The organism is Pseudomonas extremorientalis (genome assembly GCF_001870465.1).
Classification (GTDB): domain Bacteria; phylum Pseudomonadota; class Gammaproteobacteria; order Pseudomonadales; family Pseudomonadaceae; genus Aquipseudomonas; species Aquipseudomonas extremorientalis.
The window spans coordinates 232,255-252,490 of the sequence record NZ_MDGK01000011.1 but is presented as its reverse complement, the minus strand read 5'-3'; the positions used below and the strand labels follow the sequence as shown (position 1 = coordinate 252,490).

The following is a 20,236-nucleotide window of genomic DNA, read 5'->3' as shown; positions in this document are numbered from 1 at the left end:
CCGCGATAGCGGTGGGTCAGCTAAACATAGGCTGGCTGATGCACCGCCATCGGGGGCAAGCCCTCTCCCACAGTTGGATTCGGTTCTTACAGAGAGGTCGGGGTGGCGCCGCGTACCACTAAATCGCTGATAAACCCCAGCCAATCCTGCTGCTGCCCTTTGTTCGCCAGGTCTTCACCGAGGAATGAGCTGAGGGTATGCCGGTTGGAGTTATAGAAGTAGCAGAGCGAGGCGATCATCAAGTACACGTGCTTGAGGTCGACATCCTGGCGAAACACGCCCTGGGCCTGGCCGGCTTCGATGATCGGCTTCAAGACGCCCACGGCCTCCCCCGACAACCTGCGCATCTCGCCGGATTGCTGGGCATGCTTGCCCTGATGCAGGTTCTCGATGCTCAGGATCGCCACGAATTCCGGGTGCTTGACGTAGTAATTCCAGATAAACGCCACCAGGTCGCGCAGGGCCTGCTCCGGTGCGTCCAGGTCCAGCTTGAGCTTGCTTTCGGCTTGGTTGAACTGCTCATAGATGTGTTCCAGCACGCAGACGAACAGGTGTTCCTTGCTGCCGAAATAGTAATAAAGCATGCGGTCGTTGGAGTCGGCTTCCTTGGAAATGCTGTCGACGCGCCCGCCGGAATAACCGTCACGGGTGAACACCTTGACCGCCGCCTGGAGGATGCGCGCGCGGGTCTGGTCGGCCTGTTGGGCGCGAATGCCGGTCTTCTTGATCACCATGTCAGAGCGCCTTGCAGGACAGTCAGGGCGCGAAATATAGCATGGGCTTTTTCACGTCCGTTCCATGACCGACAAGTTCTGTAATAAAAACGCCATTGCGCTGGGGATTAAATCCGCAACGGGCTATTTTGGTGCGTCTCAATAACTAGAGTAGCCATGGATGAAATACCAACCTTTCAGCCGTACCTTGATTGCCACCGCCCTGGTGTTGACCGTCAGTGGTGTGCAAGCCGCTTCCCAGGCCCCGGTGGCCGGTGAAAACGGCATGGTGGTAACGGCCCAGCATTTGGCCACTCATGTGGGTGTAGACGTGCTCAAGGCCGGCGGTAATGCGGTCGACGCTGCCGTCGCCGTGGGCTATGCGCTGGCGGTGGTGTACCCGGCGGCGGGTAACCTGGGCGGCGGCGGTTTCATGACCGTGCAACTGGCGGACGGGCGCAAGACCTTCCTCGACTTCCGCGAAAAAGCCCCGTTGGCGGCGACCGCCGACATGTACCTGGACAAGGACGGCAACGTCATCGACGGCCTTAGCGCCAAGGGCCACCTGGCTGTCGGCGTCCCCGGCACCGTGTCGGGCATGGAACTGGCGCTGAGCAAATACGGCACCCTCAAGCGCGCCCAGGTCATCGCCCCGGCGATCAAGCTGGCGGAAAACGGCTTTGCCCTGGAGCAGGGCGATATCGACTTGCTGCACACCGCCACCGGCGAATTCGAAAAAGACAAGGACATGCGCGCAATCTTCCTGCACAACGGCCAGCCGATGCAGGTCGGCCAGAAGCTGGTGCAGAAAGACCTGGCCAAGACCCTCAAGGAAATTTCGGCCAAGGGCAGCGATGGTTTCTATAAAGGCTGGGTGGCCAAGGCGCTGGTGGATTCCAGCCAGGCCGGCAAGGGCATCATCACCCAGGCGGACCTCGACAAGTACAAGACCCGCGAACTGGCGCCTATCGAGTGCGACTACCGTGGCTACCACGTGGTCTCGGCACCGCCTCCAAGCTCGGGTGGCGTAGTGATCTGCCAGATCATGAACATTCTCGAAGGCTACCCGATGGCCGACCTGGGCTATCACTCGGCCCAGGGCCTGCACTACCAGATCGAAGCGATGCGCCACGCCTACGTGGACCGCAACAGCTACCTCGGCGACCCGGACTTCGTGAAGAACCCGATCGAGCACCTGCTGGACAAAAACTACGCGGCCAAACTGCGTGACGCCATCGAACCGCAAAAAGCTGGCGATTCCCAGGCGATCAAGCCGGGCGTGTCGCCCCATGAAGGCAACAACACCACTCACTACTCCATCGTCGACAAGTGGGGCAACGCGGTGTCGGTCACTTACACCCTCAACGACTGGTTCGGTGCGGGCGTAATGGCGAGCAAGACCGGGGTGATCCTCAACGATGAAATGGACGACTTCACCGTCAAGGTCGGCGTGCCGAACATGTACGGCCTGGTCCAGGGTGAAGCCAATGCCATCGCACCGGGCAAGGCGCCGCTGTCGTCGATGAGCCCGACCATCGTGACCAAGGATGGCAAGGCGGTGATGGTGGTCGGTACGCCGGGTGGCAGTCGCATCATCACGGCGACCTTGCTGACCATCCTGAATGTCATCGACTACAAGATGAACATCCAGGAAGCCGTGGACGCACCGCGTTTCCACCAGCAGTGGATGCCGGAAACCACCAACCTCGAGCGGTTTGCAGTGAGCCCGGATACCCAGAAGATCCTCGAAAGCTGGGGCCACAAGTTTGCCGGCCCGCAGGATGCCAACCACCTGGCGGCGATCCTGGTGGGCGCGCCGTCCCTGGATGGCAAGCCGGTGGGTAACAACCGCTTCTATGGGGCGAATGACCCGCGTCGCAATACGGGGCTGTCGTTGGGCTACTGAGGCGTGAGGTGGTGATGCAGGTGGGCCAGGGACAGCGCCAGGCTGTCGTGGGATAACTGGATGGCGGCGGCTTCGGCGCTGCCCTGGGCCGCCGGTATTACTCGTTCGAACATGTGGTTTTCATAGGCCTGCACTGCTGATGAGCAGTCGGGTGTCTCCAGCAGGTGCTGCGCCAGTTCGGCCGCATCCAGCATCGCCGCGTTCACCCCTTCGCCGCCAAACGGCGACATCAGATGGGCCGCATCGCCGATCAGCGTCAACCCCTGGCGGTGGGACCAGCGATGGCCGACGGGCAGGGCGTGGATCGGTCTCGCCAGTAGCGTCTCGTTCGCCGCATCAAACAATGCCAATACCTGCGGGTGCCAGCCATGGAACTGGGCTTTCAGTGCGGGCAGGCTGAGGTGATCGGCGCCCCAGTCGGACGGTACGCGAAAGATCGCATAGCCGCGCAAATGCGCGTTGGCGTTGCGCTGCACGATGATCGCCCTGGCTTCGCCGGCAACCTGTAGGGTGCCTCGGCCAACCAGTGCGGCGAGGTGCGGGTGCTGACGGTCTGCATCGTCGATGCCGAACTCGATGAAGGTCAACCCGCTGTATTGCGGCTGATAGGTCGACAGCAGCGGGCGTATTTTCGACCAGGCGCCGTCGGCACCCACCACCAGGTCGAAGGGGCCGTGGGTGAGGGCGCCTTGATGCAGCGTCCAACGTTCATCACCGGTCGAGCGAACGCCGGTGACGCTGGCACCCCAGCTCACACAGTCTGGCGGCAGTGAATCCAGCAGCGCCTGGCGCAAGGCGGTACGGTCGACTTCAGGGCGGTCACCTGCGTCCGGGTTGGGGGCTTCGAACAGCAAGCGACCGTGCTGATCCATCAAGCGCGAGCCTTGGTCTTCGTAACGGGCGATGCGTTTGAATGCATCCTCCAGGCCGGCACGCTGCAAGGCGAGTTGGCCGGATTCGGCATGCAGGTCCAGCGTGCCACCTTGTGGACGCTCCAGCGGGCTACGTTCACGTTCAAAGACGCTGGCGTTGACGCCATGGCGGTAAAGGATTCGCGCCAAGGTCAACCCGCCGGGGCCGGCGCCGACGATGGCGATGCGCAATGAGGTATTCATGAAATTGTCCTTGGCGATGTTTATAGGATCCTATACATTTAGTTCATAGGATCCTATGGAAAGTCAACGCCCTCATGAAGACTCAAACGCCTGCTCCAAACCCCATGCAACAGATCGGCCTGGCGAACCGCGGTTTCATCCGCCTCTACGAAGGTCGCCTGAGAGCGCTGGGCTTTGCTGTCGCGCAGATTCCGGTGCTGGTGGCGCTCAAGCACAGCGAGGGTTTGCCCCAGGCCGAACTGGTGCGCATTGCCCGTGTCGAGCAGTCGAGCATGGCCCAGTTGCTGGGCCGTATGGAGCGTGACGGCATGATCGAGCGGGTGGCTGACCCGGCTGATAAACGCAGCCGCTTGATTACCCTGACCGACGCGGCGCGCGAACGCATGCCCGCCGCCCGCGCGATCATGCTGCAAGGCAGCGTGCAGGCGCTGGAGGGGTTCAGTGAAGAGGAAGAGGCGACCTTGCTGGCGTTGCTGCTAAGGGTGAATGCCAACCTGGAGCGTGCCGGCGAGTAGCTGTTCAACCGCGGCCAACGCGGTGGCGCGGCGCTGTGCCCAGTGACCACGAATCACCAGGGCGGGCTGCTGATGGTGCTCGAGCCACTCCAGGCTGCCACGGAAGAACACTCGGCGATCCGCCAGGTCCGGCTGGCAGCGCTGCCCGTCGGCGGTCCATTCCACATCTTCCGGCGAGAGCAGCAGGTGCAGGTCGTAGTGGCGGGCCAGCAGTTCGCTGTCGAGCCAGGCGGGGTAGTCGCCGAACAGGGTCTGGCTCCAGAGCTTGTTGGTCAGCAAATGCGTGTCGAGGATCAACAGCGTAGGCTGTTGGGCGCGGGCGGCGTCTTCCCAGGCCAGTTGACCACGGGCAATGGCCGGGATATCGGCCAGGGTGGTGTCGCGCTGATGGTGATCGATGAAATGGCGCACGTATTCACCGACCATCAACCCGCCGAAATGCGCCTGCAACTCTGCGGCCAGCCAGCTTTTGCCGCTGGATTCCGGGCCGGCCAGTACCACCACCTTCATGCGTGCAACGCCGGATCGGCGCGCCATTCACGCCAGCCTTGCACGGCGATCACGGTGAACAGTGCATAGAGCGCGGCGGTAAGGTACAGGCCTTTGTAGAGGAACAGCCCGACGAAGATCACATCCACTGCGATCCACAGTGGCCAGCACTGCACGCGTTTCTGCGCCATCCACATCTGCGCCACCAGGCTGAAGCCGGTGAGGGCGGCGTCCAGCCAGGGCTGGGCGGCATCGGTCCAGTGCGCCATGGCGGCGCCGAGCAACAGGCTGCCCACTGCGCCCACGGCCAGGCTGGCCATGATCGCCGGCACTCCCAGGCTGGTGACCTGTCGCCCTTGCTTGACTTCGCCGGCGCGGGTCCACTGCCACCACCCGTAGACCTGCAGCGCGGCGTAGACCACCTGCAAGAGCATGTCGGAATAGAGCTTCACATCGAAGAACACCCAGGTGTAGAGCAGCACCATGACCAGGCCGATGGGCCAGCACCAGGGGTTTTGCTTGACGGTCAGCCACACCGCGATCACCCCGAGGGCGGCGGCGAACAGTTCAAGCCCGGACATGGTGGTTCCTTGGGAGAGTGGGAGAGGGCGGGGATTGTAACCAAAGAAGAATGCTGCGGGCATTATCTCTGTGGCGAGCCCGCTCGCCACAACAAGCCCGCTCGCCACATTAAGCGGGCTCGCCACAAGCAGCATCAGATTTTGAATTGGCGCAGCAGGCCGTCGAGCTGGTCGCTCAGGCCACGCAACTGTGCACTTGCCAGACTCGACTGCTCCGCTGCCAGTGCCGTGCTGTGGGACAACCCCGCCGCCTGGGTGACGTTCTGGTTGATGTCTTCCACCACATGGGCCTGTTGCAGCGTCGCGCTGGCAATCGAGGCGTTGAGGCCGTTGAGGTTGCGCAATGCCTGGCCTATGGCGGTCAGGCTGGCCCCGGCCTGGCCGGCTTGTTCGATGGTCAGTTGGGAGGCGCTGTGGCTATCGCTGATCACCTTGACCGCCGCTTCCGAGTGGCCCTGCAGGCGCTCGATCATGCCCTGGATCTCGGCGGTGGACTTTTGTGTGCGCTGGGCCAGCAGCCGCACTTCATCGGCCACCACCGCAAAGCCGCGGCCTTGCTCGCCGGCACGCGCCGCTTCAATTGCCGCGTTGAGGGCCAGCAGGTTGGTCTGGTCGGCGATCGAGCGGATCACTTCGAGCACGCTGCCGATCTGGGTGCTTTCGGCGGACAGGGTACGGATCACCTCCACCGCCTGGCTGATGGTGCCGGAGAGCTGGTCGATCTGTTGCAGGCTGCCGTCGATATTGACCTGGCCTTGTTGCGCCTGGGCCTGGGCGTCGCGCATTTCGCTGGCGGCGTGTTCGGCGTTCTTGGCTACGTCCTGCACGCCGTAGGTGACTTCGTTGATGGCAGTGGCCACCAGTTCCATCTGCTGGGACTGCTGCTGGCTGCGATCATGGGCCTGGGTCGCATTGGTGCCCAGTTCCTGGGACGACTGGCCCAGGGCGTTGGCGCATTCCTGCAACTGGCTGACCACCTGGCGCAGCTTGGCGGTGAAGCTGTTGAAGTGCCGGGCCAGTTGGGTGACTTCGTCCTGGCCATGGGTGTCGAGGCTGCGGGTCAGGTCGCTTTCGCCGCTGGCGATGTTGCCCATGGCGTTCACCGCATCCTGCAACGGCCGCACGATGCTGCGGGCGATCAGCGCCACCAGCAATGCCATGAGCACCGCGATACCCAGGCCGATAAACGAGGCTTTCCACACCTGGCCGCTGAACTCGGCCTGCACATCGTCCACGTACACGCCGGAGCCGATGATCCAGCCCCACGGCTCGAACAACTGGATATACGAGGTCTTGGCCACCGGCGCTTCGGCACCCGGTTTCGGCCAGCGATAGTTGACGATGCCGGCGCCCTTGGCCTTGGCCAGGCTCACGAATTCGTTGAACACTGCAAACCCGTCGGGGTCGCGGATGGCCGAGAGGTTCTGGCCGTCGAGCTTGGGGTTGGCCGGGTGCATGATCATCACCGGCGTGAGGTCGTTGATCCAGAAGTAGTCGTCATGGTCGTAGCGCAAACCGCGCACGGCACTCAGGGCCTGTTTCTGGGCGGCTTCGCGGGTCATGACGCCGGTAGTTTCCAGGCCGTGATAAAACGTCAGGATCCCGCTGGCGGTCTGGACCACGTGTTGGGTCTGTTGGCGCTTGGCCTGGTAAAGGTCGTCGTGGATCTGCTTGAGCATCAATAAACCCAGGGCCAGCAGCATCAGCACGGCGACTATCAGGATCAGCCAGAGGCGCCGGCTGATCGACATATTGCGCAAACTGTTCATCGTCCTGTCACTCCGTGCTTTTTATAATTGTGGGCGCTGCATCGACTTTTCCGCCTTGTCTGATAGGCTTTCGGCTTGTATTCGGAAAACCTGAGTACTGTCTGATTTTTCACAAGATTTTTGCGTACCGGGTGTGAGAGTCACCCCTGGGTCTTGTCGTCAGTGAACCATTAAAAAGATCAATAAGGCTTGCCATAGAGCAAGACCTTTGGGGGAAGCATGGATTTTTGGACCGCCATACAGGCATTGATTCTTGGCGTTGTGGAGGGGCTGACCGAGTTCCTGCCGATTTCCAGCACCGGCCACCAGATCATCGTTGCCGACTTGATCGGCTTCGGCGGTGAGCGTTTCGAAGCCTTTAATATCATCATCCAGCTGGGGGCGATCCTCGCCGTGGTCTGGGAGTTTCGCCGCAAGATCCTCGACGTGGTCATCGGTTTGCCGACCCAGCGCAATGCCCAGCGCTTTACGATCAACCTGATCATTGCCGTGTTGCCAGCAGTGGTGTTGGGGGTGATCTTCGCCGACCTGATCAAGCACTACCTGTTCAACCCGATCACCGTGGCAACCGCCTTGGTGGTAGGTGGCATCATCATGTTGTGGGCCGAGCAGCGTCAGCACCGTAGCCACGCCAACACCGTCGACGAGATCACCTGGAAAGACGCGGTCAAGATCGGCTTCGCCCAGTGCCTGGCCATGATCCCCGGCACGTCGCGCTCCGGTGCGACCATTATTGGCGGCCTGCTGTTCGGCCTGTCGCGCAAGACCGCGACCGAGTTCTCGTTCTTCCTCGCCATGCCGACCATGGTCGGTGCTGCGCTGTACTCGGGCTACAAGTACCGTGACCTGTTCCAGCCAGCGGATTTCCCGGTGTTCGCCATCGGCTTCGTGACCTCGTTCATCTTCGCGATGATTGCGGTCAAGGGCTTGCTCAAGTTCATCGCCAGCCACAGCTACGCGGCATTTGCCTGGTACCGCATCGCATTTGGCCTGCTGATCCTGGCGACCTGGCAGTTCGGCTGGATCGATTGGACGGCGGTCAAGCCTTGAGCATCCAGTATCCGCGTTTGAAGGCGGCGATCTTCGCGCTGTTGTGCGCGGCGCCGTTGATAGGGGCCGCGCTGGTCTGGTATCGCGGCGAGACGCTGATCCCGCTGGCCGCCTATGGTGTCGTCAGCGTGATCGCGTTTTTCCTGTACTGGAGCGACAAGCGCAAAGCGCAGACCGACCGCTGGCGCACCCCGGAAAACATCCTGCACGCCGTGGAGCTGGCGGGTGGCTGGCCGGGAGCGTTGATTGCCCAGCAGGTGTTCCGGCACAAGACGCGCAAGGTGTCGTACCAAGTGCTGTTCTGGGTGATCGTGCTGTTGCATGAGGTGTTCTGGCTGGACCAGTTGTTCCTCGGCGGCACCTTGCTCTCAGTCTTCTAGCCGCAACCCGACCTGCGTGCGCTTGGGCAACTTGCTCACCACCAACTGGTGGGAACGCTGCAACAAACCGCGCAGTTCTTCGGCGCCCAGCGGGTAGGGCGTGTTCATGATGATCCACTGTGCACGCGCCAGGTACGGCGCCGGTTGGATGCCGGGGCGATCCACATGGCCGAGGAACAGCTCCTTGTCGACCTTGAACGCCAGCGAGTCACCGCGCAGGTTTTGCAGGGCGAACATCTTGTTGCCGGCAATCGAGAACACCCGCACGCCGCCCCATTTGTAGTCTTCGCGCGCGCCGGGCAGCGCCAGGCAGAACGCCGCGACTTGTGCTTCGGTCATCTTCATAGCAAGCGGTCTCCACAGCCTTTGAAACCTTCTTCGAGGTAGTCGATCCAGGCCCGGATCGCCGGCAGCACGCCGCGCCGATGCGGGTAGACGGCCTGGAGCCAACCGCCCGGCAACGACCATTCGGGCAACAGTTGCACCAACCGGCCATTTGCCAGTTCCTCTTCACAGTACATCATCGGCAGTACGGTAAAACCCAGGCCCATGATGGCGCTGGCTTTGCGCACGATAAAGTCGTCGATACCCAGGCGGGCTTCCATCGCCAGCTCGTGGGCGTTGCCCTGGGGATCGAGAATGCGCTGGTGCACCAGCCGGTCCGCTTCCAGTGCACCGAGGATCGGCAGCTGCTTGAGGTCGTCCAGGGTCGTGACCTGACGCCCGAGCATCAGTGCGGGGCTGGCCACCAGCACGGTCTGGGCCTGGCGCAGGCGTTTGGTCACCAACAGCGGGTCCTCATCGCCCAGCTCACGCACGCGCAAGGCCACATCGATGCCTTCGGCCACCAGGTCGACGCGGCGGTTGACCAGGGTCATCTCCAACTGCACCTGAGGGTGGGCGGCAAGAAAACCGGCGACCAGCTCCGGCAGGATGTGCTGGGCCATGCCCACCGGGCAGCTCACCCGCAGTCGCCCACGGGGCTCGCTGGACATGCTGGCCACGGCCTCATCGGCCATTTCCGCCTCCAGCAACATGGCCTGGCAATGGCGCAGGTAGCGTTCGCCGACGGCGGTGAGGGTAAGCTGGCGGGTGGTACGTTGCAGCAGGCGTGCACCGAGGCGCTCTTCCAGCTCGGCGATGCGCCGCGACAGCCGCGACTTGGGAATTCCCAACAGCCGGCCGGCGGCGGCGAAACCGCCGGCATCGACGACTTTGGCGAAATAATAGAGGTCGTTGAGGTCTTGCATGGTCAGCCCATTGTCCTGTCAATGGGACGAACTATCCGCGCCTGACGAGGGCAAATCCACTACAAATGCGCACCGCCCATCAACACATACTTCACCTGCACATACTCTTCGATCCCGTAATAGCTGCCTTCGCGGCCATACCCGGACTGCTTGATCCCGCCAAACGGCACCGACGCGGTGCCGACCGAGCCTGAGTTGAGAATCACCATGCCGGCCTCCAACTGGCGCGACAGGCGCAACGACCGCCCCAGCGCGCTGGTGTAGGCATAGGCGACCAGGCCGAACTCCGTCTGGTTGGCGCGGGCGATCACTTCTTCTTCGTCCTTGAACGAGTAGATGGCGAACACCGGCCCGAAGATCTCCTCGGTCGCCAGGGGGGAGTCGTCCCGCAAACCGGTCAACACCGTCGGCTCGTAGAACAGGCCGCCCTTGGCGTGGGGCCTGCCGCCCATCAGCACGCTGGCTCCGGCAGCCTTGGCGGCTTCCACCAGGCGCACGACCTTGTCAAAGCCCGCTTGATTGACCAGCGGGCCGACCACAAAACCTTCACGCAGGCCCTGGTCCACTTCGATCCCGGCCACCGCATGCTGCACGCGCTGGATGAAGTCTTCGAGGATGCTGTGCTGCACAAAGATCCGGTTCGGCGATATGCATACCTGGCCGGAGTTGCGCAGCTTGGCACCGACCAGTCCCTTTACCGCCTCATCCAGATCGGCGTCCTGGAACACGATAAACGGGGCGTTGCCGCCCAGCTCCAGGGTCATCTTCTTGATGCTTGCCGCGCATTGTGCGGCAAGCAATTTGCCAACGCCGGTGGAACCGGTAAACGAGATCTTGCGGATACGCGGGTCGCCCGTGAGGATCAGGCCGATCTCCCTGGGGTCGCCCGCTACCACCTCCAGCACGCCTTCCGGGATGCCAGCCTTGCGTGCGTACTCCAGCAATTTGAAGGCCGTCAGCGGTGTATCCTCGGCGGGTTTGATCACCATGGTGCAACCGGCGGCCAGGGCCGTGCCGACCTTGCGGGTGATCATCATGAACGGGAAGTTCCATGGGGTGATGGCGGCGACCGGGCCGATGGCTTCCTTGGTCACCAGCACATTGGCGTTGCGGTCATGGGTGGGGATCGTGTCGCCGTACACGCGCTTGGCCTCTTCGGCATACCACTCGATAAAGCCCAGGCCGTAGTCGATCTCGCCACGGGCTTCACTGAGGCATTTGCCGTTTTCGCGGCAGAGCAATTCGGCGAAGGCTTCCTTGTCGGCTTTGACTGCGTCATGCCAGTGGCGCAGGAGGTCGCTGCGCTCCTTGGCCAGCCTGGACGACCATGCGGGAAAGGCGGCGCAGGCACGGTCGACGGCGGCCTTGACCTGGTGGGTGGTGTTCTGGGCGACGCGGCCGACTTCTTCGCCGGTAGCAGGGTTGTAAACGATAAGCATGGGGAGTCTCCGAGGGCTGAAAGTGCTGTTCCAGGCTACGCAGAGACAGTGTTTGAGCGAATATCCATTCCAATGTGCTGATTGCCTATTCCTATGAGGCCGTAGCCTGGATGCGGATTGCGCGCTACCGTGGCACTTTGCACAGAGGCCAGGATCCATGGACCGTACAGACAGAATCATCGCGCTGATGGACACCCTGGCGCCTGTCGAGGGCTATAACCTCAGCGCACTGGATGACGTGCGCTTCCTGCGCTCCAACCGCCCGTTGCAGCGGGTGCCGGTGCTGTATGACCCCGGCATCGTGATGGTCTGCCAGGGGCGCAAGCGCGGTTACCTGGGGGATGAGGTTTACCTGTACGACGCCCGGCACTACCTGGTGGTGTCAGTGCCGGTGCCGTTCACCATGGAGACCGACGCCAGCGAAGCCGAGCCCATGCTCGCGGTGTACCTGCGCCTGGACTTCACCCTCGCGGCCGAACTGATGGTGGCGCTGGATGAGTTTCCGGCGCTGGTCGACGCCAAACCGCGGGGCATGTATTCATCGTCCATGGATGACTTGCTCAGCGAGTCGCTGTTGCGCTTCCTGCAAGCCATGGGCGCGCCGATGGACGCGCACATCCTCGGCCCGGCGTTGATGCGCGAAATCTACTACCGGATCCTTACGGGCGAGCAGGGCGGTTCGATGCGCGCCGCGTTGAATCGCCAGGGGCAGTTCGGCAAGGTGGCGCGGGCGATTCGCAAGATCCATGGGTGTTATGCCCAGCACCTGGACGTGGAGGCGTTGGCCCGAGAGGCGATGATGAGCGTGCCGAGCTTTCACGCGCATTTTCGCACGGTCACCGACACCTCGCCGATGCAATACCTCAAGTCCACGCGCCTGCACCAGGCGCGTTTGCTGATGCTGCGCAGCGATATCAGCGCCGCCACGGCAAGTGCCAAGGTCGGCTATGAAAGCCCTTCGCAGTTCAGTCGCGAGTTCAAGCGCTTCTTCGGGCGCACACCCCAGGCGGAAATCCAGTGGATGAAGCGCACCTATGCGTTGCCGGCGCCTGCGTCGGCGTCGATTTACGTGTCGTCCCATTGAACATTGTCCTGCTGGCGGGACAAACAGTCGCGTTTCAATGGTCTAATCCTTTATTCGGATCATCTGTAGGATGAACCTCACTCGATCGCCCCACGGCGATCCTCACTTGGAGATTCCGCATGAAACTTTTGCATATCGATTCCAGCATCCTCGGCGACAACTCGGCTTCCCGTCAGCTCAGCGCGGGCGTGGTCAAGGCCTGGCAAGCGGCTGAACCGGGTGTGGAAGTGACCTACCGCGACCTGGCTAGCGAAGGCATCAACCACTTTTCCGGCGTAACCCTCGGCGCCCTCGGCACCGCCGCCGAACTGCGTGATGCCGCGCAGAAGCATGAGGCTGAGCTGAGCGCTTCGTCGCTGGCTGAATTCCTCGCCGCCGACGCGGTAGTGGTTGGCGCACCGATGTACAACTTCACCATTCCGACCCAGTTGAAAGCCTGGATCGACCGTATCGCCGTTGCCGGCCAGACTTTTCGCTACAGCGAAGCCGGCCCTGAAGGCCTGTGCGGCAACAAGAAGGTCATCATCGTGTCCACCGCGGGCGGCCTGCACGCCGGCCAGGCCTCGGGTGCTGCCCATGAAGGCTACCTGAAACTGCTGTTTGGCTTCCTGGGTATCACCGATATCGAAATCGTACGCGCCGAAGGCCTGGCCTACGGTGATGAAGTGCGCAGCAAAGCCCTGAACGACGCCAACGTGGTCATCAACGAACAATTGTTCGCCGTCGCGTAAGGCTTGTGTAAATTCCGCCTTTGCTCGGTTTCATTCTGAAGCCGGGCGCCTAAACTCTGTATTCTGCTCGCCTCAAAGCGAACGGAGTACGGAGTTTTTTCGTTTGTGCGCTGTCATTACTTTGGCCCAGGTTGTGCAAGCGTGGGTTTAACACCCTGGACTTTTTTCGATATGTCGGTTCTCACGCAGCAAAGGTGGACATCCCCATGATGCGTCTTTGTGCCGTTATGGTTCTTTCCCTGCTCGGCGGCCTGATTTCAGTGCACGCCGCACCTGCGCCGCACCCGCATTGGAGTGTGGGCTTCCATCGCATGACGTTTCTGGATCCGTTGGACCTGCAGCCGATGAAAGCCGTGGCGTTCTACCCGTCCACTGGCCTTGAGCACACCACGCAATTGGGCGCCTACCACGTCGCCGCTACCGAAGATGCCAAGATCGCCATCGGCCGTTTCCCGATGCTGATGCTGTCCCACGGCAACACCGGCACGCCGCTGGCGCTGCATGACCTGGCCACCTCCCTGGCGCGCAAGGGCTTTGTAGTGGTAGCGGTGCTGCACCCTGGCGACAACTACAAGGATCACAGTCGCCTGGGCACGGTGAGCAACCTGTACGGGCGACCGATCCAGATTTCCGAAGCAATCACCGCCACCCTGGGCGACCCGATGCTCTCGCCATTCGTCAACGTGGACCAGGTGGGTGTCATTGGCTATTCAGCCGGGGGTGAGACCGCGTTGATCCTGGCCGGCGCCAAGCCTGATTTCGACCGCCTGCGCCGGTATTGCCAGGAGCGTCCGGAAGATCGCGACGCCTGCACCACCAAGGGCGAACTGGTGGTGGACCGTGATGACCTGCAACCGCAATCCGACCCGCGCATTCATGCCTTGATGTTGATGGCGCCGCTGAGCCTGATGTTCGGCCGTCACACCCTGGCCGATGTGCATGTGCCCGTGCTGCTCTACAGCGGCGATGGCGACAAGTTGGTGGCGGTGGACAAGAACGCCGCCGCGCTGGCGCGCAAACTGCCGGAGCCGCCGGACTTCAAGCTCTTGGCCGGGGCAGGGCACTTCGTGTTCATGGCGCCGTGCGACAGCGATCAGTTGGCAACAATGCCGGCGATCTGCACGGATGCCGATGGGGTTGACCGTGAAGGCATTCACCGCGACCTGATCTCCGAGGCGGGGCGGTTCTTCAGTCACACCCTCGGCCAATCTACCCGGGCAGGCTTGCAGACCGCTGATCAGTAAGCGCGGCGCATAAGCACCAGGGTCACGCCCAGGGCCGTGACCGACAACAGTGCGGCACAGAAGAAGATCCAGCCGTAGCCGAGGTTCAGCGCCACGGCGCCCATCAACGGCCCGGCAATCGCCAGGGCCAGGTCAAAAAACACCGCATACGCACTCAGCCCCGCGCCACGGCTGCTGTTGGGCACCTGCTTGATGGCTTCCACACCCAGCGCCGGGTACACCAGCGACAAGCCAAAGCCGGTCAGCCCGGCGCCGATCAATGCCACCCCGGTGGACGGCGCTAGCCACAGCAGGGTCAGGCCGAGGGTCTCGATGGTCATGCAGGCAATGGCTGCGCGAAAACCGCCGAAACGGCTGATGGCAGAGATAAACACCAGTCGCGACAGGATAAAGCACACGCCGAATACCGTGAGGCAGTAAGCCGCGCCGGCCCAGCCACGATTGAGGTAGTACAGGGTGATAAAGGTGGTGAGGGTGCCGTAGCCAATCGAAGCCAGGCACAGGCTGGCGCCAAACGGCGCGATACGTCCGAATACCGCCCAGAACGGCAGCCGCTCGCCACGTACCACCGGCACCGAGGGTTTATTGCGGATCAGCACCAGCCCTAGCGCGGACAATGCCGTCAGTGCGATGCCGAGGCTGTTGTAGCCATATTCCGCGACCATCACCACGCCAAGCGGTGCCCCAATCGCGATGGCACCGTAGGAGGCAATACCATTCCACGAGATCGACCGTGCGGTGTGTTCCGCACCCACCGCGCCCATGCACCAACTGATGGTGCCCACGCCGATCAGCCCCTGGGCCACCCCCAGCAGCAGCCGCGCGACGATCAGGATGCCCAGGCTCAACGATGGCAGGCTTGCCACCAGCGTGGCAAAGAACGTCAGTACGCCACTCACTAGAATCCCGGCCAGGCCCAGTACAATCGCACGCTTGGTGCCGACGTTGTCTGACATGCGCCCGGCCATGGGGCGGCTGAGCAGCGTCGCCAGGTACTGCGAGCCGATGGTGATCCCGGCCACTACCGCGCTGAAACCCAGTTGTTCGTGCACATAGCCAGGAATCACCGCAATCGGCAGGCCGATGCAGATAAACGCGATGAAGGTGTAGAAGACAATGGAAACGATCTGCAGGGTGATCGATATCGAGCTGGGGGCGGCGGCAGGCATGGGCACTCGTTCGCGGGCGGGCGGTGCGGGCATGATGGCAAGGGCGCGGGGGAAAAGGAAGCTGGCTAACGACTTTGTCTGATGAATAGGTTTTGTGCGGCAAACGATGCTGTTGTGGCGAGCGGGCTTGTTGTGGCAAGCCCGCTCGCCACAACAGGCCCGCTCAATCACAGCAGGCCCGCTCAATCACAACGGGCCCGCTTGGCACGGCTTTTTGGCGGACTGCTTTAGAACACCACACCCTGGCTACGCAGGTAGTCGTCATAGCTGCCGCTGAAGTCGATCACGCCGGTGGCGCTCAACTCGATGATGCGGGTGGCCAGGGACGAGACGAACTCACGGTCGTGGCTGACGAAGATCAGCGTGCCCGGGTAGTTCTCCAGCGCCAGGTTCAGCGCTTCGATGGATTCCATGTCCAAGTGGTTGGTCGGTTCGTCCATGATCAGTACGTTCGGCTTTTGCAGGATCAGCTTGCCGAACAGCATGCGGCCTTGCTCACCACCGGAAATCACCTTGACCGACTTCTGGATCTCGTCGTTGGAGAACAGCATACGGCCCAGGGTGCCACGGATCATTTGCTCGCCCTGGGTCCACTGGCCCATCCAGTCGAACAGGGTCACGTCGTCTTCGAAGTCATGCGCATGGTCCTGGGCGTAGTAGCCCAGTTCCGCAGCGTCGGTCCACTTGATGCTGCCGGCGTCCGGGGTCAGTTCGTTGACCAGGGTGCGCAGCAGGGTGGTCTTGCCGATACCGTTCGGGCCGATGATCGCCACGCGTTCGCCAGCTTCGACCTGGAAGCTGAAGTCCTTGAACAGCGGCTTGCCGTCGAAGCCCTTGGCCATTTTTTCGACCATGACTGCCTGGCGGTGCAGCTTCTTGTTCTGCTCGAAACGGATGAACGGGCTGACCCGGCTCGACGGTTTGACTTCGGCCAGCTGGATCTTGTCGATCGCCTTGGCACGGGAGGTGGCCTGTTTGGCTTTGGAGGCGTTGGCCGAGAAGCGGCTGACGAAGGATTGCAGTTCGGAGATCTGCGCCTTCTTCTTGGCGTTGTCCGACAGCAGTTGCTCGCGGGACTGGGTCGCCACGGTCATGTACTCGTCGTAGTTGCCCGGGAACAGGCGCAGCTCGCCGTAGTCCAGGTCAGCCATGTGGGTGCACACGCTGTTCAGGAAGTGACGGTCGTGAGAGATGATGATCATTAGGCTGGAGCGCTGGGTCAGGATGTTTTCCAGCCAGCGGATGGTGTTGATGTCCAGGTGGTTGGTCGGTTCGTCGAGCAACAGCACTTCAGGATCGGAGAACAGCGCCTGGGCCAGCAATACCCGCAGTTTCCAGCCTGGAGACACTTCGCTCATCGGGCCGAAGTGCTGTTCCAGGGGAATGCCCAGGCCCAGCAGCAGCTCACCGGCGCGGGATTCGGCGGTGTAGCCGTCCATCTCGGCGAACTCGGTTTCCAGCTCGGCCACGGCCATGCCGTCTTCTTCGCTCATTTCCGGCAACGAGTAGATGCGGTCGCGCTCGGCCTTGACCTTCCACAGCTCTTCATGGCCCATGATCACGGTGTCGAGCACGGTGAATTCTTCGTAGGCGAACTGGTCCTGGCGCAGTTTACCCAGGCGTACGTTCGGTTCCAGCATGACCTGGCCGCCGGACGGGTCGAGGTCGCCGCCGAGGATTTTCATGAAGGTCGACTTGCCGCAACCGTTGGCACCGATCAAGCCATAACGGTTGCCAGCGCCGAACTTGACCGAGACATTCTCGAAGAGCGGCTTGGCGCCGAACTGCATGGTGATGTTAGCTGTGGAGATCAATTACTTTACCTATCAATGGGTTGCGAGCGTGTTGGCAAGAGCCTTCAGGCATGCGTCAACAGCGACATCAAGGCGCGAAACCCGGTCGCTGAGCAGAAAATGGGGGATGTGTGTTGGAATTTGGCGCGCATTGTCGCATATGTCAGGCGACAGTTGTATGTCCGGCGAAGGAAGGTTTCTCCAAGGTCTCCGGCATCGCCAGCCATAACAACGCCAAGGCCAGCGCTGCGACCCCGGCCAGGGTCAGGAATGCCGCGTCGTACCCGGCCTGTTGCACCACGAAACCTGCCAGGCTGCTGCTCAGTGCCGCGCCCAGGCCAAATACGGTGGAAAGGGCGCCCAGGCTGACGTTGAAGCGGCCGGTGCCTTGGGTCAGGTCCTTGACGATCACCGGGAACAGCGCGCCGAAGATCCCCGCGCCAATGCCGTCGAGCATTTGCACGGCCACCAGCCAGTAAGGATCATTGGACAAGGTGTAGAGCACGCCGCGCAGCGGCAGGATCATGAAGCCGATCATCAACAACGGTTTGCGCCCCCACAGGTCAGCCTTGAGCCCGACCAGCCAGGCCATCGGTACCATCACCAACTGCGCGGCGACGATGCATGCCGAAGTCAGCGGCGTGGCCATCTGCAGGTTGATCTGCGACAGTTTCTGGCTGACCAGCGGCAGCATGGCGGCGTTGGCCAAGTGAAACAGGGCGCAGCAAATGGCAAACAGCAGCAGCGGACGATTGGCCAGCAGCACTTTCATGCCGGATGGTTGTTCATGGTCGGTGTGATGTTCCGGGTCGAAGCCGCGGGCCACTTCATGGTCGATGGCCTCGGCGGACACACAGCTGATCGCAATGATGCTGGCGAGCGCCATGAACGCCATCAGGTAAAACACCACCACCGGACCAAACAAGTAGGCCAGGCCGCCGGCCAACAGGGCAGCCACGGCATTGCCGGCGTGGTTGAAGGTTTCGTTGCGTCCGGTGCGGCGGGTGAACGCGCGCGGTCCGGTGATTCCCAGGGAGATCGCGGAAATCGCCGGCGCGAACACCGAGGCAGCGACAGCGCTGGCGGCCTGGGTCAATGCCACCAGGCTGAACGAGCTGACAAAGGGCAGCATCAGGCAACTGACGGTCACTACAATGGCGGCCAGCGCAATCACCGCGCGCTTGCTGCGGGTGCGGTCGATCAACGCGCCCGCCGGGCCTTGGGTGATCAATGCCGCGATGCCTGCCAGGGTCATGACCACGCCGATGCTGGCCGGGTCCCATTTGTGCACGGCCAGCAGGTAAATGGCCAGGTAGGGTCCGAGGCCGTCGCGCACATCCGCGAGGAAGAAATTCAGGCTGTCGAGGGACAAGGTATTACGCAGGTCGGAATGGTTGGCCACGGCGAGCACTTCGCAAGCGGTGTTCAAGGACTGAACACGCATTGCGTTAGTGACCCGTTGGCCTTGCGTTAAGTTTCGTGCATTAGCTGGGTTTTATTCCGTGGGGACATGGCTTATTTTCTGAGCCCCTTTTTATGGATTACCTGGAGACGCAATGGACATGCCCTCAGCTCAACAGGCAATTGCCTGCAACAAAGACGCCTGGGATCAATCGGCCGGCCTGCACAAGACCACCGACACCTGGAACGCGTTGCTCAACAGCGTCGGCCAGGCGGACTTTTCCTGCCTGGACCCCACGATTACCGGCCTGCTGCAAGACGTTGGCGTGGCCGGCAAAGACGTGGTGCAACTGTGCTGCAACAATGGTCGCGAAAGCCTGTCGCTGTTTGGCCTGGGCGCGCGTTCGGTGGTCGGTGTGGATCAATCCCCGGCATTTCTCCAGCAGGCCCGGGAACTGGCGGATGTCTCGCCGCACAACCCTGAGTTCATCGAGAGTGACATCCATCATCTGCCGCCATCCTTGCACGAACGCTTCGATATTGCCCTGGTGACGATTGGGGTGTTGGGCTGGATGCCGGATGCAGCGCTGTTCATGCAGCATGTTGCGCGCACCCTCAAGCCGGGGGGCACGTTGGTGATGTATGAAACCCACCCGTTTCTGGAGGTGTTCGATCCCCGGGCGCAAAACCCATTCCTGCCGGCCAGTTCCTACTTTCAGCGCGAGCCATTCGTGCTGCAGGAGTCGATTGTCTATGAAGGCCAGGGTGAAGTGGCCGGACCGACCTCCTATTGGTACGTGCATACCTTAGGCGACATAGTCAGTGCCGCGATCGGCGCGCAGTTGCAGATCGGCCACCTGCAGGAATATCCCCATTCCAATCGCGAAGAACTGTACGACCAGTACGAGCACCAGCCTGCACAGCTGCCGATGTGCTTTACCTTGACCGCCACCAGGCGTCTTGAGTGAGAGAGCTTTTCCAAAAGCAAAAACGCGCTGGTCAGGCGCGACGCACGAAAGTACGCATGGTTTGACCTGGGCCGGTATTGAATATGATTGGCCTGGGCATGCCTTCATCTGCAGCGATAAAAACGAATTCATCCCCTTCCAGGCGATAGCTTGCGGGCAATCGCTTGCCGGCATCTTCGCCGATGGAATCGATCCAAGTGATGCTTTTAGGAAGTGTGCGGCTGTCGAGGAAAAACTGACCAGCCAGTAGCACTTCACCATTGACCGTAAGCACTTCAAATTGGTCACCGCTGATGGTGGTCAGTGCACCGGGCGCGCTATGGGCATCGTCAACGGGGTTTGGCACGCCGTTGTCTTCAAGGGCGATTTGCTCCCAGACGCCTTGGAGCAGTTGGTAATCCGGATCGCGAGTAATCGGCATAGAGAGTCCTTTCGGGTTTATTTCGGTTTTAAGGCAATTATTCAACTGAAGTTGTCTATTCTTATGACAAGCATATTTCCAGTCGTTGATGTCTGTAGGAATATTTACGCAACGCGCGGCGAACATAGTTTAATGGGTTGGGATTTTTCATTACCCTGAGTTGTCAGATTGCTCCGAAGACTTTTACATCGGTGTCGCAGGGCGTTGCCCCTGGCCCT

At 61.6% G+C, this 20,236-nt stretch carries 20 protein-coding genes; 8 read left to right on the top strand and 12 right to left on the bottom strand.

All coding sequences use genetic code 11. The annotated features are described in order from the left end of the window. Positions 1–86: 86 nt before the first annotated feature. Positions 87–734 (bottom strand): TetR/AcrR family transcriptional regulator, encoded by a 648-nt coding sequence (locus BFN10_RS03290; RefSeq protein WP_071488449.1) that lies wholly within the window; start codon positions 732–734, stop codon positions 87–89. Positions 735–894: 160 nt separating this feature from the next. On the opposite strand from BFN10_RS03290, the gene ggt reads away from it, so the two are divergent. Beyond that, entirely contained in the window at positions 895–2,619 is a 1,725-nt protein-coding gene (gene ggt / locus BFN10_RS03285; protein WP_071488448.1) for a gamma-glutamyltransferase, read from the top strand. Here ggt and BFN10_RS03280 read toward each other — a convergent pair. Then, complete coding sequence (locus BFN10_RS03280; RefSeq protein WP_071488447.1) at positions 2,613–3,734, bottom strand: FAD-dependent oxidoreductase; 1,122 nt, start codon at positions 3,732–3,734, stop codon at positions 2,613–2,615. The genes ggt and BFN10_RS03280 overlap by 7 nt on opposite strands. A gap of 74 nt (positions 3,735–3,808) precedes the next feature. On the opposite strand from BFN10_RS03280, the gene BFN10_RS03275 reads away from it, so the two are divergent. After that, on the top strand, positions 3,809–4,249 hold the full coding sequence (locus BFN10_RS03275; RefSeq protein ID WP_071488446.1) for a MarR family winged helix-turn-helix transcriptional regulator: 441 nt from the start codon (positions 3,809–3,811) through the stop codon (positions 4,247–4,249). On the opposite strand, the gene BFN10_RS03270 is transcribed toward BFN10_RS03275, so the two are convergent. The 3 genes from BFN10_RS03270 to BFN10_RS03260 all read right to left on the bottom strand — a co-directional run bounded on the left by BFN10_RS03270 (position 4,211) and on the right by BFN10_RS03260 (position 7,088). Further along, complete coding sequence (locus tag BFN10_RS03270; RefSeq protein WP_071488445.1) at positions 4,211–4,759, bottom strand: AAA family ATPase; 549 nt, start codon at positions 4,757–4,759, stop codon at positions 4,211–4,213. The genes BFN10_RS03275 and BFN10_RS03270 overlap by 39 nt on opposite strands. Continuing rightward, entirely contained in the window at positions 4,756–5,319 is a 564-nt protein-coding gene (pnuC, locus tag BFN10_RS03265; protein ID WP_010210641.1) for a nicotinamide riboside transporter PnuC, read from the bottom strand. The genes BFN10_RS03270 and pnuC overlap by 4 nt, the downstream gene beginning before the upstream one ends. 134 nt (positions 5,320–5,453) lie before the next feature. Continuing rightward, positions 5,454–7,088, bottom strand: a complete 1,635-nt coding sequence (locus BFN10_RS03260; protein WP_071488444.1) for a methyl-accepting chemotaxis protein — start codon at positions 7,086–7,088, stop codon at positions 5,454–5,456. 219 nt (positions 7,089–7,307) lie between these two features. Between BFN10_RS03260 and BFN10_RS03255 the strand changes: the two genes are divergently transcribed. Both BFN10_RS03255 and BFN10_RS03250 read left to right on the top strand, forming a co-directional pair. Then, the gene (locus tag BFN10_RS03255) at positions 7,308–8,138 is read left to right on the top strand and encodes an undecaprenyl-diphosphate phosphatase (RefSeq protein WP_071488443.1); all 831 of its coding nucleotides are present in this window, start codon (positions 7,308–7,310) and stop codon (positions 8,136–8,138) included. Next, positions 8,135–8,518: a DUF1294 domain-containing protein gene (locus BFN10_RS03250; protein ID WP_071488461.1), complete on the top strand. Its 384-nt coding sequence runs from the start codon at positions 8,135–8,137 to the stop codon at positions 8,516–8,518. Before BFN10_RS03255 ends, BFN10_RS03250 begins: the two co-directional genes overlap by 4 nt. Here BFN10_RS03250 and BFN10_RS03245 read toward each other — a convergent pair. Genes BFN10_RS03245 through BFN10_RS03235 form a run of 3 tightly spaced genes read right to left on the bottom strand, consistent with a single transcriptional unit; the run spans position 8,507 to position 11,207 of the window. Then, positions 8,507–8,863: an MmcQ/YjbR family DNA-binding protein gene (locus tag BFN10_RS03245; RefSeq protein WP_071488442.1), complete on the bottom strand. Its 357-nt coding sequence runs from the start codon at positions 8,861–8,863 to the stop codon at positions 8,507–8,509. The two genes, BFN10_RS03250 and BFN10_RS03245, sit on opposite strands and share 12 nt — an antisense overlap. After that, positions 8,860–9,768, bottom strand: coding sequence for a LysR substrate-binding domain-containing protein (locus BFN10_RS03240; protein WP_071488441.1), 909 nt, complete (start codon positions 9,766–9,768; stop codon positions 8,860–8,862). Before BFN10_RS03240 ends, BFN10_RS03245 begins: the two co-directional genes overlap by 4 nt. A 59-nt stretch (positions 9,769–9,827) precedes the next feature. Beyond that, entirely contained in the window at positions 9,828–11,207 is a 1,380-nt protein-coding gene (locus BFN10_RS03235) for an NAD-dependent succinate-semialdehyde dehydrogenase (protein WP_071488440.1), read from the bottom strand. Between the two features lie 157 nt (positions 11,208–11,364). On the opposite strand from BFN10_RS03235, the gene BFN10_RS03230 reads away from it, so the two are divergent. The 3 genes from BFN10_RS03230 (at position 11,365) to BFN10_RS03220 (ending at position 14,266) form a co-directional block, all read left to right on the top strand. Beyond that, the gene (locus BFN10_RS03230) at positions 11,365–12,291 is read left to right on the top strand and encodes an AraC family transcriptional regulator (protein WP_071488439.1); all 927 of its coding nucleotides are present in this window, start codon (positions 11,365–11,367) and stop codon (positions 12,289–12,291) included. A 119-nt stretch (positions 12,292–12,410) separates the two neighbouring features. Then, positions 12,411–13,022: an FMN-dependent NADH-azoreductase gene (locus BFN10_RS03225; RefSeq protein WP_071488438.1), complete on the top strand. Its 612-nt coding sequence runs from the start codon at positions 12,411–12,413 to the stop codon at positions 13,020–13,022. Between the two features lie 206 nt (positions 13,023–13,228). Next, entirely contained in the window at positions 13,229–14,266 is a 1,038-nt protein-coding gene (locus BFN10_RS03220; protein ID WP_071488437.1) for an alpha/beta hydrolase family protein, read from the top strand. On the opposite strand, the gene BFN10_RS03215 is transcribed toward BFN10_RS03220, so the two are convergent. The 3 genes from BFN10_RS03215 to BFN10_RS03205 all read right to left on the bottom strand — a co-directional run bounded on the left by BFN10_RS03215 (position 14,260) and on the right by BFN10_RS03205 (position 18,630). Beyond that, positions 14,260–15,435, bottom strand: coding sequence for an MFS transporter (locus BFN10_RS03215; protein WP_071488436.1), 1,176 nt, complete (start codon positions 15,433–15,435; stop codon positions 14,260–14,262). The genes BFN10_RS03220 and BFN10_RS03215 overlap by 7 nt on opposite strands. A gap of 227 nt (positions 15,436–15,662) precedes the next feature. Further along, the gene (locus BFN10_RS03210; RefSeq protein ID WP_083351449.1) at positions 15,663–17,249 is read right to left on the bottom strand and encodes an ABC-F family ATPase; all 1,587 of its coding nucleotides are present in this window, start codon (positions 17,247–17,249) and stop codon (positions 15,663–15,665) included. A gap of 142 nt (positions 17,250–17,391) precedes the next feature. Continuing rightward, entirely contained in the window at positions 17,392–18,630 is a 1,239-nt protein-coding gene (locus tag BFN10_RS03205; RefSeq protein WP_071488460.1) for an MFS transporter, read from the bottom strand. 154 nt (positions 18,631–18,784) lie between these two features. Between BFN10_RS03205 and BFN10_RS03200 the strand changes: the two genes are divergently transcribed. Further along, entirely contained in the window at positions 18,785–19,597 is an 813-nt protein-coding gene (locus BFN10_RS03200; protein ID WP_071488434.1) for a class I SAM-dependent methyltransferase, read from the top strand. A gap of 31 nt (positions 19,598–19,628) precedes the next feature. Here the strand turns inward: BFN10_RS03200 and BFN10_RS03195 are convergent, their stop codons facing one another. Then, on the bottom strand, positions 19,629–20,018 hold the full coding sequence (locus tag BFN10_RS03195) for a TIGR03067 domain-containing protein (RefSeq protein WP_071488433.1): 390 nt from the start codon (positions 20,016–20,018) through the stop codon (positions 19,629–19,631). Between the last annotated feature and the right edge of the window lie 218 nt (positions 20,019–20,236).

What these genes read in the sequence shown, in the direction of transcription:
- BFN10_RS03220 (WP_071488437.1), top strand. Translation starts at nt 13,229, where the DNA reads ATGATGCGTCTTTGTGCCGTTATGGTTCTTTCCCTGCTCGGCGGCCTG.
- BFN10_RS03245 (WP_071488442.1), bottom strand. Translation starts at nt 8,863, where the DNA reads ATGAAGATGACCGAAGCACAAGTCGCGGCGTTCTGCCTGGCGCTGCCC.
- pnuC (WP_010210641.1), bottom strand. Translation starts at nt 5,319, where the DNA reads ATGTCCGGGCTTGAACTGTTCGCCGCCGCCCTCGGGGTGATCGCGGTG.
- BFN10_RS03270 (WP_071488445.1), bottom strand. Translation starts at nt 4,759, where the DNA reads ATGAAGGTGGTGGTACTGGCCGGCCCGGAATCCAGCGGCAAAAGCTGG.
- BFN10_RS03260 (WP_071488444.1), bottom strand. Translation starts at nt 7,088, where the DNA reads ATGAACAGTTTGCGCAATATGTCGATCAGCCGGCGCCTCTGGCTGATC.
- BFN10_RS03225 (WP_071488438.1), top strand. Translation starts at nt 12,411, where the DNA reads ATGAAACTTTTGCATATCGATTCCAGCATCCTCGGCGACAACTCGGCT.
- BFN10_RS03200 (WP_071488434.1), top strand. Translation starts at nt 18,785, where the DNA reads ATGGACATGCCCTCAGCTCAACAGGCAATTGCCTGCAACAAAGACGCC.
- BFN10_RS03215 (WP_071488436.1), bottom strand. Translation starts at nt 15,435, where the DNA reads ATGCCTGCCGCCGCCCCCAGCTCGATATCGATCACCCTGCAGATCGTT.
- BFN10_RS03280 (WP_071488447.1), bottom strand. Translation starts at nt 3,734, where the DNA reads ATGAATACCTCATTGCGCATCGCCATCGTCGGCGCCGGCCCCGGCGGG.
- ggt (WP_071488448.1), top strand. Translation starts at nt 895, where the DNA reads ATGAAATACCAACCTTTCAGCCGTACCTTGATTGCCACCGCCCTGGTG.
- BFN10_RS03255 (WP_071488443.1), top strand. Translation starts at nt 7,308, where the DNA reads ATGGATTTTTGGACCGCCATACAGGCATTGATTCTTGGCGTTGTGGAG.
- BFN10_RS03230 (WP_071488439.1), top strand. Translation starts at nt 11,365, where the DNA reads ATGGACCGTACAGACAGAATCATCGCGCTGATGGACACCCTGGCGCCT.
- BFN10_RS03290 (WP_071488449.1), bottom strand. Translation starts at nt 734, where the DNA reads ATGGTGATCAAGAAGACCGGCATTCGCGCCCAACAGGCCGACCAGACC.
- BFN10_RS03275 (WP_071488446.1), top strand. Translation starts at nt 3,809, where the DNA reads ATGAAGACTCAAACGCCTGCTCCAAACCCCATGCAACAGATCGGCCTG.
- BFN10_RS03235 (WP_071488440.1), bottom strand. Translation starts at nt 11,207, where the DNA reads ATGCTTATCGTTTACAACCCTGCTACCGGCGAAGAAGTCGGCCGCGTC.
- BFN10_RS03240 (WP_071488441.1), bottom strand. Translation starts at nt 9,768, where the DNA reads ATGCAAGACCTCAACGACCTCTATTATTTCGCCAAAGTCGTCGATGCC.
- BFN10_RS03195 (WP_071488433.1), bottom strand. Translation starts at nt 20,018, where the DNA reads ATGCCGATTACTCGCGATCCGGATTACCAACTGCTCCAAGGCGTCTGG.